Source organism: Salinicola tamaricis, assembly GCF_003006155.1.
GTDB classification, from domain to species: domain Bacteria; phylum Pseudomonadota; class Gammaproteobacteria; order Pseudomonadales; family Halomonadaceae; genus Salinicola; species Salinicola tamaricis.
Genome location: NZ_CP023559.1, coordinates 335,695 through 351,396, shown reverse-complemented (window position 1 = coordinate 351,396; position 15,702 = coordinate 335,695). Strand labels below are relative to the sequence as shown.

The following is a 15,702-nucleotide window of genomic DNA, read 5'->3' as shown; positions in this document are numbered from 1 at the left end:
GATGAAATCGCGTGCTGCCGTAGCCTGGGAAGCGGGCAAACCCCTCTCCCTCGAAGAGATCGACGTCCAGGACCCCAAAGCGGGCGAAGTGCTGGTACGTATGGTCGCCACCAGTGTCTGTCACACTGACGCCTACACGCTCTCGGGCAAGGACCCGGAAGGGCTTTTCCCCTCGGTGCTGGGACATGAGGGCGCTGGCATCGTCGAAGCGGTGGGCGAGGGCGTGACCGACCTGGTGCCGGGCGATCACGTCATTCCGCTCTATACCGCCGAGTGCGGCAAGTGCAAGTTCTGCCTCTCGGGCAAGACCAACCTGTGTAGCTCGGTACGCGCCACCCAGGGCAAGGGCCTGATGCCCGACGGTACCTCGCGCTTCTCCCTCGACGGCAAGCCGATCCATCACTACATGGGCTGCTCGACCTTCTCCGAGTACACCGTGCTGCCCGAGGTGTCGCTGGCCAAGGTTTCCAAGGAAGCGCCGCTGGACAAGATCTGTCTGCTCGGCTGCGGTGTCACCACCGGCATCGGCGCGGTGCTCAACACCGCCAAGGTAGAGCCGGGTGCCACGGTCGCAGTGTTCGGTCTGGGTGCGATCGGCCTGGCGGTGATCCAGGGCGCGCAGATGGCCAAGGCATCGCGCATCATCGCCATCGACGTCAACCCGGACAAGTTCGAGCTGGCGCGCCAGTTCGGTGCCACCGAGTTCGTCAACCCGAAGGATTACAGCGATCCGATCCAGCAGGTGATCGTCGATCTGACCGATGGTGGCGTCGACTACTCCTTCGAGTGCATCGGCAACGTCAACGTAATGCGCTCGGCGCTGGAGTGCTGCCACAAGGGCTGGGGCGAGTCGATCATCATCGGCGTCGCCGGGGCCGGCGAGGAGATCTCGACGCGTCCGTTCCAGTTGGTGACCGGCCGGGTCTGGAAGGGCTCCGCCTTCGGTGGCGTCAAGGGCCGCAGCGAGCTGCCGGGCTACGTCCAGCGCTATATGGATGGCGAGATCAAGATCGACGAGTTCGTCACCCATGACATGGCCTTCGACCAGATCAACGAAGCGTTCGAGCTGCTGCATGCGGGCAAGAGCATCCGTACCGTGCTGCACTATTGATACGCGCCCGAAGCCGCGCGAAACGCGTTTGATACGCGCCCGAAGCTGCGCGAAGCGCGTCCGAACTCGCGTGAAGCACATTTGAGACGTGCCCAACCCACCGGCGGTGATACCGCCGGTGCTGCCAGGAGAAAACCATGTCGATGAGCGAGCAGTTGGAGCTGGTCTCCGCCACCAAGAGCTTCGGTGGCTGGGTCAAGCGCTACAAGCACTACTCGCGGGCGCTGGATTGCGACATGATCTTCGCGATCTATCTCCCGCCGCAGGCCGAGGAGGGCCGGGTGCCGCTGATGTGGTGGCTCTCCGGGCTCACCTGCACCGACGAGAATTTCATGCAGAAGGCGGGGGCTCAGAAGACCGCCGCCGAGCTGGGCATCGCGATCGTCTGCCCGGACACCAGCCCACGTGGGCTGGACCTGCCCGGCGAGCACGACAGCTACGATTTCGGCTCCGGCGCCGGGTTCTATCTCAACGCCAAGCGCGAGCCGTGGTCGCGCCACTACCGCATGTACGACTACGTCACCGAGGAGTTGCCGTCGGTGGTACGGCTGCACTTTCCGGTCAATGGCCGCGAATCGATCAGCGGCCACTCCATGGGGGGCCACGGTGCACTGGTCCTGGCGCTGCGCCAGCCGGGGCGCTACGCCGCGGTGTCGGCGTTCGCGCCGATCGTCAACCCGACGCAGGTGCCCTGGGGCCAGAAGGCGTTCGAGCACTATCTCGGCGAGGATGTCGGCCTGCGCACCCAGTACGATGCCTGCGAACTGGTGGCCAAGGGATCGTCGCGCCAGCCGCTGTTCATCGATCAGGGTGAAGCCGACAACTTCCTCGACGAGCAGCTCAAGCCGGAGCGCCTGGAAGCCGTCTGTGAAGAGCACGATCACCCGCTGACGCTGCGTCGTCATCCGGGATACGATCATAGCTACTTCTTCATCGCCAGCTTCATCGACGACCACCTGCGCTACCACGCCGAGCGGCTTCACGCCAAGCGCTGAGCGAAGCAAGCGTGTCTACATAGTCGAGCCCTGGCGCGAGCGGCCCCTTCTGGGGCCGCTTCTCTGTCCGCGGCCTTGTGCTAGTGGGCCCTGCGGCGGCCTCTCTTGACGTCTCGTCTTGCTGGCGCTGCGTTCACCGGGTGGCGGCGACGCTCTCGGCAGAACGCGCCCACCTGGTCGTGCTGACGTCGACCTCTCTCGGGATCAGGCCGATGTCGTGGAAGGTATCGGCCAGCGTCTGCTGTTCGGCGAGGACGTCGTCGTCGACCGGCGCCAGGCCGTAGTGGGTACGCGCGATGGCACGCTGCCAGATCGACACCGGTAGAGCGGTTGCGCGGGACAAGATCTGCGCGGCATCGTCGGGATGCGCCTCGGCCCAGCGGCTGACCGCTGCGATCTGTTGGTTGAACAGATCGACGATCTCCGGATGAGTCTCGGCGAAGTCACGGCTCGAGAGATAGAAGCTGTAGTGCGACACCAGGTCAGTGGCATCGGTCAGCAGTCGCGCGCCGGCATTCACTTGTGCTTCGGCGTAGTAGGGATCCCAGATCGCCCAGGCATCGACCGCCCCCTGCTGGAAGGCAGCACGGGCATCTGCCGGTTTCAGATAGCGCGGCGTGATCCGAGAATAGTCGAGACCGGCGGCGGCGAGTGCTTTCACCAGCAGATAGTTGACGTCAGAACCCTTGTTGAGCGCCACGGCTCTGCCCGCCAGATCGGCAACGCTGTGCAGCGGTGAATCCTTCGGGACCACAATGACTTCGGTCTTGGGGTTGGCCGGTGTCCGCGATACGTAGACCAGGTCGGCGCCGGCGGCCTGAGCGAAGATAGGCGGCGCATCGCCCACCGTGGCGAAGTCGATGTTGCCCAGGTTCAGCGCTTCGAGCATCTGCGGGCCAGCGGGGAATTCGAGCCAGCGGGCGCCGATACCGCGCGCCTTCAGCGCTTCGTCGAGCGTGCCGCGCGCTTTCAGCAGGGTGAGGATGCTGCCTTTCTGAAAGCCGATCTGCACGCGCGTCGGCGGTTCGTCGGCCGCTGCCAGACTGGCGAAAACGGCAGCCAGAGCGGCGAATAGCAGCACCCCGAGGCGGGCGAAGAGACGCCGATAGCCCCCAGCGCAGAAGGATATCGCGAGAGCGTAGATCCAACGGCCGGTGATCGAGAGATGTGTGATCGCGGTGTGGCAGCGGTGATCATAAAGAGAGGGTTGGAGCATATTGAGTCCTTCGACTGGAAGAGGGCGGTCGTGCCGATATGACGAGTTGGCGTGCTCAGCTCCGGCTGGCTACCGCAGCGGGCGGGTGTTCGTTGTTGGCAATGGTTTCGCCGAAGGGGCCCAGGTCGACCGCCGCGGCGGATCTATCGGTGGCGTCCTCGAGTGACAGCAAGGGGAGGACGGATTCACCGAATCGCCAGGCCTCCTCCAGGTGCGGATAGCCGGAGAGAATGAAGGTGTCGATCCCCAAGGCCTGGTACTCGCGCATGCGTTCCGCCACCGTCTCCGGACTTCCGACCAGGGCGGTACCGGCACCACCGCGTACCAGTCCGACGCCGGCCCACAGGTTGGGGCTGATCTCGAGCTGACTGCGGTCGCCGCCGTGCAATTGCGACATGCGCGACTGGCCTACCGAATCCATACGCGAGAACACTTTCTGGGCGGCGGCGATGGTGTCGTCGTCGAGATGGGAAATCAGCTTGTCGGCGGCTTGCCACGCCTCCTCGTCGGTCTCTCTGACAATGACGTGCAGACGAATGCCGAAAGTCACTTCGCGGCCGGCCTTGGCTGCCGCCTGGCGTACGCTGGCGATCTTCTCGGCGACTTGCGCTGGCGGCTCGCCCCAAGTCAGATACTTGTCGATCGTACTGGCGGCAACGTCGATCGCTGGCTGGGAAGAACCGCCGAAGTAGAGCGGCGGGCCATTGGGCGTCACCGGCCGGAAGATCAGCTTGCCGTCTTCGATATGCAGATGCTCGCCAGCGTGGTTGACGGTCTCGCCGGCCAGCAGGCGCTGGTAGACGTCGAGAAACTCGCGGGTCACTGCGTAGCGCTCGCTGTGATCGAGAAAGATGCCATCGCCACGGTTCTCGACCGGATCGCCGCCGGTCACCACATTGATCAGCAGGCGGCCGCCGGAAATGCGGTCCAGCGTCGCGGTCATCCGTGCGGCAACGGCGGGGGACTGCAGCCCTGGGCGGACAGCGACCAAAAAACGCAGCCGCTGCGTCAGGGGTGCCAGCGCCGAAGCTACCACCCAGGCGTCCTCGCAGCTTCTTCCCGTTGGCAGCAGCACGCCGTAGTAGCCAAGCTGGTCGGCGGACTGTGCGATCTGGCGCAGGTAGTGAATATCCACATTGCGTCCACCCGCCGAGGTGCCGAGATAGTGGCCGTCGCCGTGGGTGGGCAGAAACCACAGCACCTTGAGGCGTGTCGTATCGCTGGGGGGCAGTGTCGTCATGCAGGTCTCTCCATGAGCCTAGGGGGTTGGGGTTCGAGAAGCGTGAGGTGACGCCTCATCGTCGTCGGGCTCGCTGCGTCCGAGGACGCGATGCAGGATTCGCGTCTCCAGAGCCGAGAGCCCGGGCGAGGCCGGCTCCCGCGGACGTGGCAGCGGTATTGTCAGATCCAGGCCGATGCGGCCGTCCTCCAGCACGATGACTCGGTCGGCGAGCTGCACGGCCTCGGCGACATCGTGGGTGACCAGCAGCAGCGTGAAAGCGTGGCGCTGCCACAGCTTCTCGATCAGCGCGTGCATCTCCAGGCGGGTCAGCGCGTCCAGTGCCCCGAGTGGCTCGTCGAGCAGCAGCAGACGCGGCTGATGAATCAGTGCCCGAGCCAGGGCGACGCGCTGACGTTGTCCACCTGAGAGCTGCGCCGGCCACATGGCCGCCTTGTTCTCGAGCCCTACCTCGCGTAGCGCCGCCAGCGCACGTGGGCGCCATTCCCCCGCGAGGCCGAGTCCGACGTTGTCGAGCACGTGCTTCCACGGCAGCAGGCGTGCCTCTTGGAACATCAGCCGGGTGTCATCGCGGTGGGCCGAAAGTGGCTGGCCATCGGTGCTCAGCTGGCCGCTGCCGAGCGTTTCCAGACCCGCGATCAGCTTCAGCAGGGTGCTCTTGCCGCAGCCGCTGCGGCCGACGATGGCGACGAGCTGACCGCTGGGGATCTCCAGGTCGAGACGGTCGAGCACGGCCAGCTCGCCGAAGCGTTTAGCGATGCAGTCGAGCTTCAGATGGCTGCCCGCCCGGGGGCGGCTCGTTGTCGAGATCTCACGGTAGATTGCGCTGTCGTGGGGCTCGGCATCGGACTCGGGAAAGCCGTCGCGAGGATGAAAGAGGGTGGATGGACTCATTGGACCTGACCTCCGCGATAGGCGGGGTTCCAGCGCAGCCAGCGGCGCTCGAGAAAGCGGGCGGATTCATCGGCGAGCTTGCCGAGAATGGCGTAGAGCACGATGGTGAGAACCACGACATCGGTCTGCAGAAATTCACGCGCATTCATCGCCAGATAACCGATCCCCGAACTGGCAGAGATGGTCTCGGCAACGATCAAGGTCAGCCACATCAGTCCCAGCGAGTAGCGCACGCCGACCAGAATGGAGGGCATCGCGCCGGGTAGAACGACATGAGTGAAAAGTGCCCGGCCCGAGAGCCCGTAACTTCTGGCCATCTCCATGAGATCGGCATCGATCCCGCGAATGCCATGAAAGGTATTCAGATAGATGGGAAAAGCGGTGCCCAGCGCGACGAGAAAGATCTTCGCGGTCTCGTCGATACCGAACCACAGGATCACCATTGGAATCAGCGCCAGATGGGGCACGTTGCGCACCATCTGTACGCTGCTGTCGAGCAGCTTCTCGCCCCACCAAGAGAGTCCGCTGAGCGTACCGAGCAGCAGGCCGATGCTGGCGCCGATTAGAAAACCCAGCGCGGCGCGTTGGAAACTGATCAGCAGATGATGCGGCAGCTCGCCGCTGGCGCTAAGGCGCCAACCTGCCTCGAATACAGATAGCGGAGTGGGTAGTAGGCGGCTGGCAATCCAGCCGTCGCTGACCAGCCACTGCCAGAACAGGACGATGAGCAGTGGCACTAGCCAGGGAAGCCAGCGGTCCAGAGTGCGTCTTCGAGCAGGTGACATCGATATTTTCTCCCTCGCCAAGGTCGATGAAATAGCTGTCTGAAAATAACGCTAACAGTGACAGGGTAGGCGCGAGAAATGAAAAATAATGCATTGGTTATGGGCTAAAAGGGAAAGCATGTTCAACGGTATTTCATGCTTATGGATATGCTGTTTTCCGTTTTTTATTTGCCTGTCATTAGCCGCATGGAAAGAAGGTGTTTAAAGATTCAAAGAGGGGTAGGTTGGGAGGTGAATTTCGGGGCGTGGAAAGGGGAGAGGACAGGGGGAGGAAAGGGGGAGGAAAGGGGTATGAGATTTGAAGGGCAGTAACGGGACGTTAAAGGATGCCTCAAGAAAAGGATATGGGAAAACCCGTGGGAAGAGGGCGTGACAATAGAATGCGTAAAGAGCGTCCTGAGAGACATTATCGGAGCGTGCTCTCAAGAGACCGATCTCGGCGGTAACTCGATACATGCGCGCGAACGGGCAGCGGCATCGACTGAGATACGCCGCCTCCCCTGGGTGCTACGCTGGCGCGCTGAACGTCGTCCATCGAATCGATGATCGACACCGGCTGGCCGAGTGCGGCAACTACCGACCCGCGCCTAGGCCATCGCTGCCGTGCGTGCCGGGTGGCGTGGGCGGTACTGTGCCATCACACTCTCGTGGAGTTCGTCGAACGCTTCGTTCAGGCGTGTGTGCAGATCGCCGCCGAGATGGTATTCGCCGTCGTCATCGCGGCTGAGCTGGGCCGCGTTGGCGTAGACGCCGGCGAGCTGACGGCGGGCGCCGAGACTGGCCAGGACCGGTTTGAGGGCATAGTCGAGCATCAGCAGGTGACGGTCGCTGCCGCCGCTGGCCAGCGCCAGCGACGTGGTGTGCGCCAGGGCGTTCTGCGGCAGCAGGTCGAGCAGCAGCTTGAGACCACCGCTGAAGCAGGCCTGATAGACCGGCGGGCCACGACAGGGCGTCGGCATCTGCCACTGCCGTGCGTAGTGCGGCGACGGCAGGATTGTCCCAGCGCCCCTCGACCAGCACGGCAGGATCGAAATCCGCCAGACCGAAAGCGCGGCAGTGCGCTCCCACGGCGCGCGCTCGCTGGGTGACGTGGGTCAGCATGCGTGTCGAGCGTGAGTGGCTGCCGGGGCTACCGGCAAGGGTGACGAGATGCATGGCGATCCTCTCTGGTCTGGGGCGTATGGGTGTTACCGGATGGGCTTCGACGCTAGCAGGGGCTCGGTGGCGCGGGGAAATAAGAAATCCTGCCGTGCTTATGGGGCTGCCTGCGGATCGGCGGCACTCAGTCGCGACGGCCGCCGAGCGCACGCTGTACCGTGGCCTCGTCGAGATCATTGCTGCACAGCGTGAGAAACGCGTAGGCGAAGGCGTGCAAGAAGTGGCCGCGACGCAGCGCGAGGTAGGTGGTGTTGCGGGGAACAGCGCCTGGCCCGAGAGCAGGGTCAGGCCGCGATCGCGCTCGCCGCTGTAGGCTAGCGAGGCGATCACCCCGATGCCCAGGCCGAGCTCGACGTAGGTCTTGATCACGTCCGCATCCAGCGCCGTGAGCACCACGTTGGGTACCAGCCCCGCGGCCTGGAACGCCTGGTCGATACGCGCCCGTCCGGTGAACCCTTCGTGGTAGGTGACGATGGGATAGCCGGCGATATCTTCGAGTCGCAGATCCTGCGCCTGCGATAGCGCATGGCCCGCGGGAACGACGATGCTGTGATGCCAGTGGTGAAAGGGAAAACGCACGAACGACGACCCTTCGTCGTTGACGCCCTCGGTGGCGATGCCGATATCCACGCGCCCGCTCTTGAGCAGCGAGACGATCTCCGACGGGCTGCACTGGTGGAGTTCCAGGTTCACCTTGGGAAAGCGCTCCTTGAACTGGGCCACGATCGGCGGCAGCGCGTAGCGGGCCTGGGTGTGGGTGGTGGCGATCGCCAGCCGCCCCTGATCCTGGTTGGCCAGCTGCTGCGCCGAGCGTTTCAGGTTCTCGGTGTCGAGCAGGATGCGCTCAATGGTCTCCAGCAGGGTGCCCCCGGCGGTGGTCAGGCCGAGAATGCGCTTGCCACGCCGCTCGAACAGTTCGACCCCGAGCTCCTCCTCGAGATCGCGAATATGCTTGCTGGCACCGGACTGGGAGGTGAAGAGGGCGTTCGAGGCGTCGGTCAGATTGAAGCGCTGGCGCACGGTCTCGCGCACGATGCGTAGCTGCTGGAAATTCATGGCGGGCTCGATGGCGGTCTATTTCCGCGAGGATAGAGCGAGTCTTTCAGTCGGATAAATAGATTATCTTCATAACCATATCGGCTTTCGAATTCGTTTTTTATTCGATCGAGGGCTATGCGGGGCGATCAAGCCGGTGAGAGCGGACTCGGCTGGCCATCGTCTCCGGCGCGCTCGACCGCGCATCTCGTGTTCTGTGTCCGTTAACGCTTATTCCCTGTCGCTTGGCGTCAAGTCGTGGCGCCCGATTGCGTCACAGTAAGCGGGTACCGACAACAACACCGAGGAACGCCCGCATGCGAAGATTCACGCTGCCGCAATACGGCTTGGCGCTCACCACGCTGGGCCTGCTCACCGCCGGCCCGGCGCACGCCGATCTCGATCAGGTGCGTTTCGGCGTCTCGCCCTGGCCCGGAGTCACGGTCAAGACCGAGATCGCCGCTCAGCTGCTCGACGCCATGGGCTACCGGACCGAGCAGAAGGAACTGGCGGTGGGGGTCATCCTCAACGGGTTGGCCAACGGTCAGCTGGATGCCTACCTGGGTAACTGGTATCCGGTGCAGCAGGAGATGACCGAGCCGCTGCTCGACTCGGGGCGTCTGGCCCACGCCGCAGCCAATATCAGCAACGCCAATTCCGGGCTGGTAGTGCCTTCCTACGTGCACGAGGCGGGGGTCGACAGCGTGGCCGATCTCGACCGCTACCGTGATCGCTTCGATGGCAAGATTCAGGGCATCGAAGCGGGGACCGGCATCAACGACGCCATCCTGAAGGCGATCGCCGAGAACAAGGCCGGGCTCGGTGACTGGCAGCTGCAGGAGAGCTCCACCGCGGCGATGCTGGCCTATGCCGGGCAGAAGATCGCCGACCACGAGTGGGTGACGTTCGTCGGCTGGGAGCCGCACTGGATGAACGTCAACTACGACCTCTACTATCTGAAGGATGCCGATGACAGCGGTGTCGCCGATATTGTCAGCACGGTCTGGACTCTGGTGCCGGGCGACCTGAAGCGGCAGGACGCCAATCTCTACCGCTTCTTCTCCCAGTACCGGGTCGATATCGCCGACCAGAACGACTGGGTCTACCAGTACAGCCACGAGGAGCGCCCCGCAGACGAGGTGGCCAGCGAGTGGATCCACGGTCATGAGGCGACCGTGGCCAAGTGGCTCGAGGGTGTCACCGCCAAGAACGGCAAGCCGGCGATCGAAGCGGTCAGGGCTGAGTTCGCGAACTGAGTCGCGTTCGCGAACGGGTATGCGCGTTCAGGCGATGCGCCTGACCAGCGCCTGGCAGAACGCCTGCCAGGACTCCCGCATCGCCGGCAGCTCGGCGTGGCCGTGCAGCGCCGAGTGCACCATCTGCGGTGCGCAGCGATAGCCCACCTCGGCGCCGGCGTGGCGCCATGCGTCGACTGCCGCCTCCAGCGGCCGGGTGAGCGGGTCGCGCGCCACCGCCAGCACCTCGATGGTCGGTGTCGGCACTCGCTCGGCGGGGATCTCCGGCACGGCGTCGGCCACGCTCTGCCATAGCGCCAGAATGTCCGAGCGCGACAGCAGCGGGGCGTCGTCGCCCAGTGTCTCCGGCGTGGGCGCGCCCACTACCGGATAGATCAGCCCCAGCACTCCCTGCCAGCCGTGATGGGCAACATCGATCGCCAGACGCCCACCGGCGCTGTCACCCACCATCGCCAGCGGTGCACAGGCGTTGACCACCGCCACACAGTCGGCCAGTGCCGCGGCATAGCTCGCTTCGGGCACGCGGCGATAATCCACGCTCACCACCTCGCGGCCGAGACGCGCGGCCAGATCGGCGGTGATGCCGTGATGGCTCGCCACCGACCCCAGATTCCAGCCGCCGCCATGCAGATAGACGATGCAGCCGCGCTGCGCCCCCCGGGGGGTGAAGCGGCGCACGGGCACCTCGGCGATTCGCGTATCCTCGAACCGCAGGCCCGCCGGGTCGGGCGGCCGCCGCTCGCGTGCAAGCGCTCGTAGGCCGCCCGGCGCTCGGCGAGCGGTGCGTCGGGTTCGGCATCCAGGCGCTCGAGGCGACGGATGAAGGCGTCGATCGACATGCGGTTACTCCTCTTGGCGGGGGCGGTCCCACGATAAGGCGCTGCCACCCCCTGCGCTAGCCACACGTTGCTATACTGTGCGCCTTTGACCGACGTGAGCCACACGCATGCAGACAGGCTGGCCCCGCAAACTGTTGCGCTACTTCTTGATCGCCATTGCCGCTTTCGTCGGCCTGTCGGTGTTCTTCGTTCTGGTGTTCGTTTCGGCCGGTCGGCTCGATGGTGATGGTCGAGCGCAAGGTGGGGGCCTGGCTGCACGGTGACAATCTCGAGATCCAGCAGCAGTGGACACCCTGGTCACGACTCTCCGACAACGCCAAGCTGGCAGTGATGGCGGGGGAGGATCAGCGCTTCCCCGATCACTGGGGCTTCGATACCGACCAGATTCGCCGCGCGCTCACCTCGTGGTCGGATGGCGGTGACCTGCGCGGCGCCAGCACCATCAGCCAGCAGACCGCACGCAACCTGTTCCTGTGGACCGGGCGCAGCTGGGTGCGCAAGGGGCTGGAGGCGTGGTTCACGCTGTTGCTCGAGGCGCTGTGGCCCAAACAGCGCATTCTCGAGGTCTATCTCAATATCGCCGAATGGGACACCGGCGTTTTCGGCCTGCAAGCCGCCGCCGAGCACTACTTCGGCACCTCCGCTGCCGATCTGAGTGTCACCCAGGCCAGCCGGCTGGCAGCGATCCTGCCCAATCCGCGCGGCTGGAGCGCGTCGCGGCCCTCGCCCTACGTGCTCCAGCGCGCGGCCTGGATCCAGCGTCAGATGCGCCAGCTCGGGGGCACCGCCTTCCTGCAGCGGATCGAGTGAGCGCCGCCGACACCGCGATGGTTCGTCCGTCTTTCCCCCCGCCAGGGCCGCAAGCGAAATCTCTCGTTCGAAAGCTCTCAACCAAGAGGTGATTGGAGCGGATGGCCGAGGATGTCATGATCGGCAGCGCCGGGCCGTTGCGAAGGTGACGCGTGGCCACTGGCATGTCAGATAGCGTCCGGGCCAGCTCGGGCCCGGAAGGCAGCGCGTCGGCGTCGGGCGCGCTGGATATCGTCCACGCATCACGTCAGCGGGAGAGTTTCACGCCATGGATACCATTCGCCTCACCATTGTCGGGTACGGCAAGATCGCCCGCGATCAGCACCACCCAGCGATCGACGCCAACCCCGCCTATCGGCTGAGTGCGGTCGCCAGCCGCAACGCCGCCGTGCCCGGCGTCGCGCATTTCGAGACGCTGGAGGCGCTGCTCAAGGAGGGGCCGACGGTCGACGCCGTCGCCCTGTGCACCCCGGCCGGCGTGCGCACCGCCCAGGCCCGGCTGGCGATGTCCCACGGTAAGCACGTGATGCTCGAGAAGCCGCCGGGGGCGACCCTGGCCGAGATCGAGACGCTGCGCGAGGATGCCGCGCGCAGCGGCGTCACGCTGTTCGCCAGCTGGCACTCGCGCCATGCCCACTGCGTCGCCCCGGCGCGGCGCTGGCTGTCGACGCGCAAGATCCAGCGGGTCGATATCGTCTGGAAAGAAGACGTGCGCGAGTGGCATCCCGGCCAGGCGTGGATCTGGCAGCCGGGCGGCATGGGCGTGTTCGATCCCGGCATCAATGCGTTGTCTATCGCCACCGCCATTCTGCCGCGGCCGTTCCATCTGATCGATGCCCAACTGCAGGTGCCGGGTAACTGCCAAACCCCCATCGCCGCCTCGCTCGATTTCGTCGATGGGCTCAAGGTGCCGATTCACGCCGAGTTCGATTTCCGCCAGGTCGGCACGCCGCCGATCTGGGAGATCCACGTCGAGACCGATGACGGCCGCCTCACCCTCGAGGCCGGCGGTAGCCGCATGCGGGTCGACGGCGAGTTGCTCGAAGAGGGCCCGGATGCTGAATACGCCGGGCTCTACGAGCGCTTCGCCGGGCTGATCGGTCGCGGCCAGTCGGATGTCGATGTCAGCCCCTTCCGGCATGTTGCCGATGCCCTGATGCTGGGGTATCGCCATCCGGTCGAGGATTTCATCGAGTAGTCCGCTCGGCGACAGCCTGTCGCCGGACGCAAGATAAAAGCGCCCCCTGCGGCCAGGCTGCAGGGGGCGTTTTGCTTTTTGCTAATAAGTGGCTTTCTGAGCCAGTCGAGGCGCTCAGCGATTCATCGCCTGGGGTAGATAGAGCACGATCTCCGGGAACAGCCGCAGCAGCAGAATCGCCAGCAGCATCAGCAGGAAGAACGGCAGCGTCGCCTTGGCGATGGTGAAGATGTTCTTGCCGGTCAGCCCCTGGATCACGAACAGGTTGAAGCCCACCGGCGGCGTGATCTGCGAAATCTCCACCACGATCACCAGATAGATGCCGAACCAGATCGGGTCGATCCCGGCGGCATTGATCAGCGGCATGATGATCGCGGTCACCAGCAGGATCAGCGAGATACCGTCGAGGAAGCAGCCCAGCACCAGCAGGAACAGCGTCAGCACCACCAGCAGCAGGTTGGGCGAGAGCCCCATGTCGGCGATGGCGGTGGCCAGCTGCGTGGGCAACTGGGTGAAGCTCATCGCCGAGGAGAGGAAGGAGGCGCCGGCGATGATGAAAGCGATCATGCACGAGGTGCGCAGCCCGGCGAACATCGAGTCGAGGAAGATCCGCCGGTCGAAATGGCCGTTGAGCCGTGCGATCAGCATCGACAGCACCACGCCCACCGCCGCAGCCTCGGTGGGCGAGGCGACACCGCCGTAGATGCTGCCGAGAATGCCGCCGATCAATGCCAGCAGCGGCAGCAGGCGCCAGCTGTTGCGCAGCTTTTCGCCCACGGCATCGATGGCTCGGCGTGGCCTGCGCCGCCGCGGCGCCCGGCAACTGAGCGACCACACCACCAGATAGAGCATGAACAGCGCCAGCAGCAGTACCCCGGGGCCGATGCCGGCCATGAACAGCCGCGAGATCGACTGCTCGGTGACCACGCCGTAGACGATCATCATGATCGAGGGCGGGATCAGCAGGCCCAGCGTCGAGGCGCTGGCGAGCGTGCCCACCGCCAGCGTGTCGCTGTAGCCGCGGCGCTCGAGCTCCGGCAGGGTCATCTTGCCGACCGTGGCGCAGGTCGCGGCGGGGACCGCCCCACACGCGGCGAAAGGCCGCTGCCGATGATATTGGCATGCAAGAGCCGGCCCGGTAGCAGATTGAGCCAGGGCGACAGCGCGCGGAACATGTTGTCGGCGAGTCCCGAGCGAAACAGGATCTCGCCCATCCACACGAACATCGGCAGCGCGGTCAGGTCCCAGCCGTAGCTGGCGCCCCAGAAGTCCGAGGCGAGAATCGGCCCGACCTCGAAGCTGGAGAAGCCGGTCAGCGCCAGCCAGCCGGTACCGAGCAGGGCGAAGGCGATCCAGACGCCGCCGCCGAGCAGCAGCGCCAGGGTGAACAGCGGCAAGACTGAGCGTCAGCATGCGAGGCCCTCGAAGTCAGCGAACGAAGCGGTATCGGGAGTCAGCAATGGCATCGTGTGTCACTCCCCGCCGTGGGCGTCGTCGCCGGCGCCACGTAGGCAGAGGGGGCGGTGATGGCCTGGCGCAGTGTCGCCAGCAGCGCTTCGGCCAGCGCCAGACCAGCAGCACGATGCCGCTCACCAGCACGCTCTGCGGAATCCACAGCGGGATCGCCATCAGCCCAGAGGAGACATCGCCGTATTGAGACTCTCCTGGACCAGGCCGATCAGTTGCCATACCAGCAGGCCGCTCAGTGCCAGTGAGATGGCCAGGCAGGCCGCCTCGAACCACACCCGCAGCGCGGCGGCAGGCGTCCGATCAGCAGGGTGACGCGAATGTGCGCGTGGTGGGTGAAGGTGTAGGCCAGGCTCAGAAAGGTCGCGCCGACCAGCAGATAGGCGGCGATCTCGGAGACGCCGCTGATCTCCAGGCCCAGGCGGTTGGCACCGACGGCGTTGAGCAGGGCATCCAGGCAGCGCAGCAGCACCTGAATGGTGACCAGGGCACAGATCGAGATCATGCAGGCGGCGGCGCCCCAGGCGCCGAGGCGGTAGAGCGGATCGAGTCGGAACGTCATCGCGCTAGCTCACGGAGTGGCGGTAGGGAACGAGGGCCCAACGATGGATGGGTCCGGCAAGGACCGCCGCGCGGGCGCCCTGTGGGCGGCTTACTGGGACTGCTGGGCCTGGCGCTCGCGGTAGCGTGTCACCAGCTCCTTGGCCTGATCGGCCGGGCCTGGGCCAATCCTCGAACAGCTGCTGACCGGCGGCCTGAGCTCCTGCTGGAGCTTGTCACTGGGCTGGCTGATGGTGATGCCGTGGGACTCCAGCGCCTTGGCGCTCTTGGCGGCATCCGCCTTGCTCATCATCCAGCCGCGCTGCTCGCCTTGGCGGCGGCGTCGAGCACGGCCTGGCGGGTGTCCGCGTCGAGGCGATCGAAGGCGCGCTTGTTGACGAACACGATGTTCTTGGGCAGCCACAGCTTGGCGTCGTTGTAGTTCGAGACGTAGTCCCACGCCGACATCGAGTTGCCGGTAGAGACCGAGGTGATCATGGCGTCGACGCGGCCGGTGCTGAAGGCGGTGGGGATGTCCGCCTCTTCGGTCTGGGTGGGGATGCCGCCCAGGTTCTCGACGAAGCGCTGGGTGTTGATGTTGGGCGCACGCACGCGCAGGCCCTGGAACTGCGAGGCGTCGGTCAGGGTGAAATCGGTATAGATCCCCTGGGCCGGCCACGGCACCGCGTAGAGCGGCATCAGCCCCTCCTTGGCGAACAGCTCGGTGATGATCGGCTTGGATGCCTGCCACAGGTCGAAGGCGTCCTGATAGCTGGTGGCCAGGCCGGGCAGGGTATCGACCTCGTAGATCGGCGACTCGTTGGAGAGAATGGAGAGGAACACCTCACCTGCCTGCACCGTACCGCGGCGCACCGACGGCTTGATCTCGGCATGACTGATCAGCGAGCCGCCACTGTGGACATTGATGGTCAGTTTGCCATCGGTGGCCGCGGCGACATCCTCGGCGAACGCCTTGGTGTTCTGGGTATGGAAGCTGGCATCGCCGTACGGCGTGGCGAGGTTCCACTGCTCGGCGAAGGCCGGCGTCGACAGGCTCAGGGCGCCGGCGGTGGCCAGCATGCAGAGGGAAAAGAGGCGATTGGGCATGGGGCAGTCCTGATTATTATTGAATGAACGACATCCGAATCATTCTTCAAG

At 65.1% G+C, this 15,702-nt stretch carries 12 protein-coding genes and 4 pseudogenes; 5 read left to right on the top strand and 11 right to left on the bottom strand.

All coding sequences use genetic code 11. The features are described 5' to 3' along the window. The first annotated feature begins 1 nt into the window (after nt 1). Both CN538_RS01565 and fghA read left to right on the top strand, forming a co-directional pair. The gene (locus CN538_RS01565) at nt 2-1,111 is read left to right on the top strand and encodes an S-(hydroxymethyl)glutathione dehydrogenase/class III alcohol dehydrogenase (protein ID WP_106418335.1); all 1,110 of its coding nucleotides are present in this window, start codon (nt 2-4) and stop codon (nt 1,109-1,111) included. Nucleotides 1,112-1,248: 137 nt separating this feature from the next. Further along, nucleotides 1,249-2,106, top strand: a complete 858-nt coding sequence (gene fghA, locus CN538_RS01560; RefSeq protein ID WP_106418334.1) for an S-formylglutathione hydrolase — start codon at nt 1,249-1,251, stop codon at nt 2,104-2,106. Nucleotides 2,107-2,239: 133 nt separating this feature from the next. Here the strand turns inward: fghA and CN538_RS01555 are convergent, their stop codons facing one another. The 6 genes and pseudogenes from CN538_RS01555 to CN538_RS21635 all read right to left on the bottom strand — a co-directional run. Next, complete coding sequence (locus CN538_RS01555; RefSeq protein WP_106418333.1) at nt 2,240-3,322, bottom strand: sulfonate ABC transporter substrate-binding protein; 1,083 nt, start codon at nt 3,320-3,322, stop codon at nt 2,240-2,242. Nucleotides 3,323-3,377: 55 nt separating this feature from the next. After that, nucleotides 3,378-4,562, bottom strand: coding sequence for an FMNH2-dependent alkanesulfonate monooxygenase (ssuD, locus tag CN538_RS01550; protein WP_106418332.1), 1,185 nt, complete (start codon nt 4,560-4,562; stop codon nt 3,378-3,380). 18 nt (nt 4,563-4,580) lie between these two features. Continuing rightward, on the bottom strand, nt 4,581-5,456 hold the full coding sequence (locus CN538_RS01545) for an ATP-binding cassette domain-containing protein (RefSeq protein ID WP_106418331.1): 876 nt from the start codon (nt 5,454-5,456) through the stop codon (nt 4,581-4,583). Beyond that, nucleotides 5,453-6,241 carry an aliphatic sulfonate ABC transporter permease SsuC gene (gene ssuC / locus CN538_RS01540; RefSeq protein ID WP_106418330.1) on the bottom strand — a complete coding sequence of 263 codons (789 nt, stop codon included), beginning with the start codon at nt 6,239-6,241 and terminating at the stop codon, nt 5,453-5,455. The genes CN538_RS01545 and ssuC overlap by 4 nt, the downstream gene beginning before the upstream one ends. Before the next feature lie 587 nt (nt 6,242-6,828). After that, a complete protein-coding gene (locus CN538_RS25825) occupies nt 6,829-7,200 on the bottom strand; it encodes an NAD(P)H-dependent oxidoreductase (protein ID WP_106418329.1) in 372 nt (123 codons plus the stop codon). Beyond that, nucleotides 7,199-8,455 (bottom strand): annotated as a pseudogene (locus tag CN538_RS21635) (LysR substrate-binding domain-containing protein); the annotation flags it as partial. The pseudogene CN538_RS21635 and the gene CN538_RS25825, both read right to left, overlap by 2 nt. A 296-nt stretch (nt 8,456-8,751) precedes the next feature. Between CN538_RS21635 and CN538_RS01525 the strand changes: the two are divergent. Continuing rightward, entirely contained in the window at nt 8,752-9,690 is a 939-nt protein-coding gene (locus CN538_RS01525) for an ABC transporter substrate-binding protein (RefSeq protein ID WP_106418328.1), read from the top strand. 27 nt (nt 9,691-9,717) lie between these two features. On the opposite strand, the gene CN538_RS01520 is transcribed toward CN538_RS01525, so the two are convergent. Then, complete coding sequence (locus tag CN538_RS01520) at nt 9,718-10,368, bottom strand: alpha/beta hydrolase fold domain-containing protein (protein WP_242495465.1); 651 nt, start codon at nt 10,366-10,368, stop codon at nt 9,718-9,720. A 268-nt stretch (nt 10,369-10,636) separates the two neighbouring features. Between CN538_RS01520 and mtgA the strand changes: the two are divergent. Beyond that, nucleotides 10,637-11,339, top strand: a pseudogene (gene mtgA, locus CN538_RS01515) (monofunctional biosynthetic peptidoglycan transglycosylase). A gap of 268 nt (nt 11,340-11,607) precedes the next feature. Then, nucleotides 11,608-12,537, top strand: a complete 930-nt coding sequence (locus CN538_RS01510; protein ID WP_106418327.1) for a Gfo/Idh/MocA family protein — start codon at nt 11,608-11,610, stop codon at nt 12,535-12,537. A gap of 114 nt (nt 12,538-12,651) precedes the next feature. Here the strand turns inward: CN538_RS01510 and CN538_RS01505 are convergent, their stop codons facing one another. From CN538_RS01505 to CN538_RS01495, 4 genes and pseudogenes are all read right to left on the bottom strand, one after another. Then, a complete protein-coding gene (locus CN538_RS01505) occupies nt 12,652-13,692 on the bottom strand; it encodes a TRAP transporter large permease (RefSeq protein WP_422917596.1) in 1,041 nt (346 codons plus the stop codon). Continuing rightward, nucleotides 13,581-13,934, bottom strand: coding sequence for a TRAP transporter large permease subunit (locus CN538_RS25820; protein ID WP_422917536.1), 354 nt, complete (start codon nt 13,932-13,934; stop codon nt 13,581-13,583). The genes CN538_RS01505 and CN538_RS25820 overlap by 112 nt, the downstream gene beginning before the upstream one ends. Before the next feature lie 56 nt (nt 13,935-13,990). Beyond that, a pseudogene (locus CN538_RS01500) lies at nt 13,991-14,566 on the bottom strand (TRAP transporter small permease). A 90-nt stretch (nt 14,567-14,656) separates the two neighbouring features. Next, nucleotides 14,657-15,651, bottom strand: a pseudogene (locus CN538_RS01495) (TRAP transporter substrate-binding protein). Nucleotides 15,652-15,702: the final 51 nt, after the last annotated feature.

What these genes read in the sequence shown, in the direction of transcription:
- CN538_RS01565 (WP_106418335.1), top strand. Translation starts at nt 2, where the DNA reads ATGAAATCGCGTGCTGCCGTAGCCTGGGAAGCGGGCAAACCCCTCTCC.
- CN538_RS01525 (WP_106418328.1), top strand. Translation starts at nt 8,752, where the DNA reads ATGCGAAGATTCACGCTGCCGCAATACGGCTTGGCGCTCACCACGCTG.
- CN538_RS01555 (WP_106418333.1), bottom strand. Translation starts at nt 3,322, where the DNA reads ATGCTCCAACCCTCTCTTTATGATCACCGCTGCCACACCGCGATCACA.
- CN538_RS01510 (WP_106418327.1), top strand. Translation starts at nt 11,608, where the DNA reads ATGGATACCATTCGCCTCACCATTGTCGGGTACGGCAAGATCGCCCGC.
- ssuD (WP_106418332.1), bottom strand. Translation starts at nt 4,562, where the DNA reads ATGACGACACTGCCCCCCAGCGATACGACACGCCTCAAGGTGCTGTGG.
- CN538_RS25825 (WP_106418329.1), bottom strand. Translation starts at nt 7,200, where the DNA reads ATGCCGACGCCCTGTCGTGGCCCGCCGGTCTATCAGGCCTGCTTCAGC.
- fghA (WP_106418334.1), top strand. Translation starts at nt 1,249, where the DNA reads ATGTCGATGAGCGAGCAGTTGGAGCTGGTCTCCGCCACCAAGAGCTTC.
- ssuC (WP_106418330.1), bottom strand. Translation starts at nt 6,241, where the DNA reads ATGTCACCTGCTCGAAGACGCACTCTGGACCGCTGGCTTCCCTGGCTA.
- CN538_RS01545 (WP_106418331.1), bottom strand. Translation starts at nt 5,456, where the DNA reads ATGAGTCCATCCACCCTCTTTCATCCTCGCGACGGCTTTCCCGAGTCC.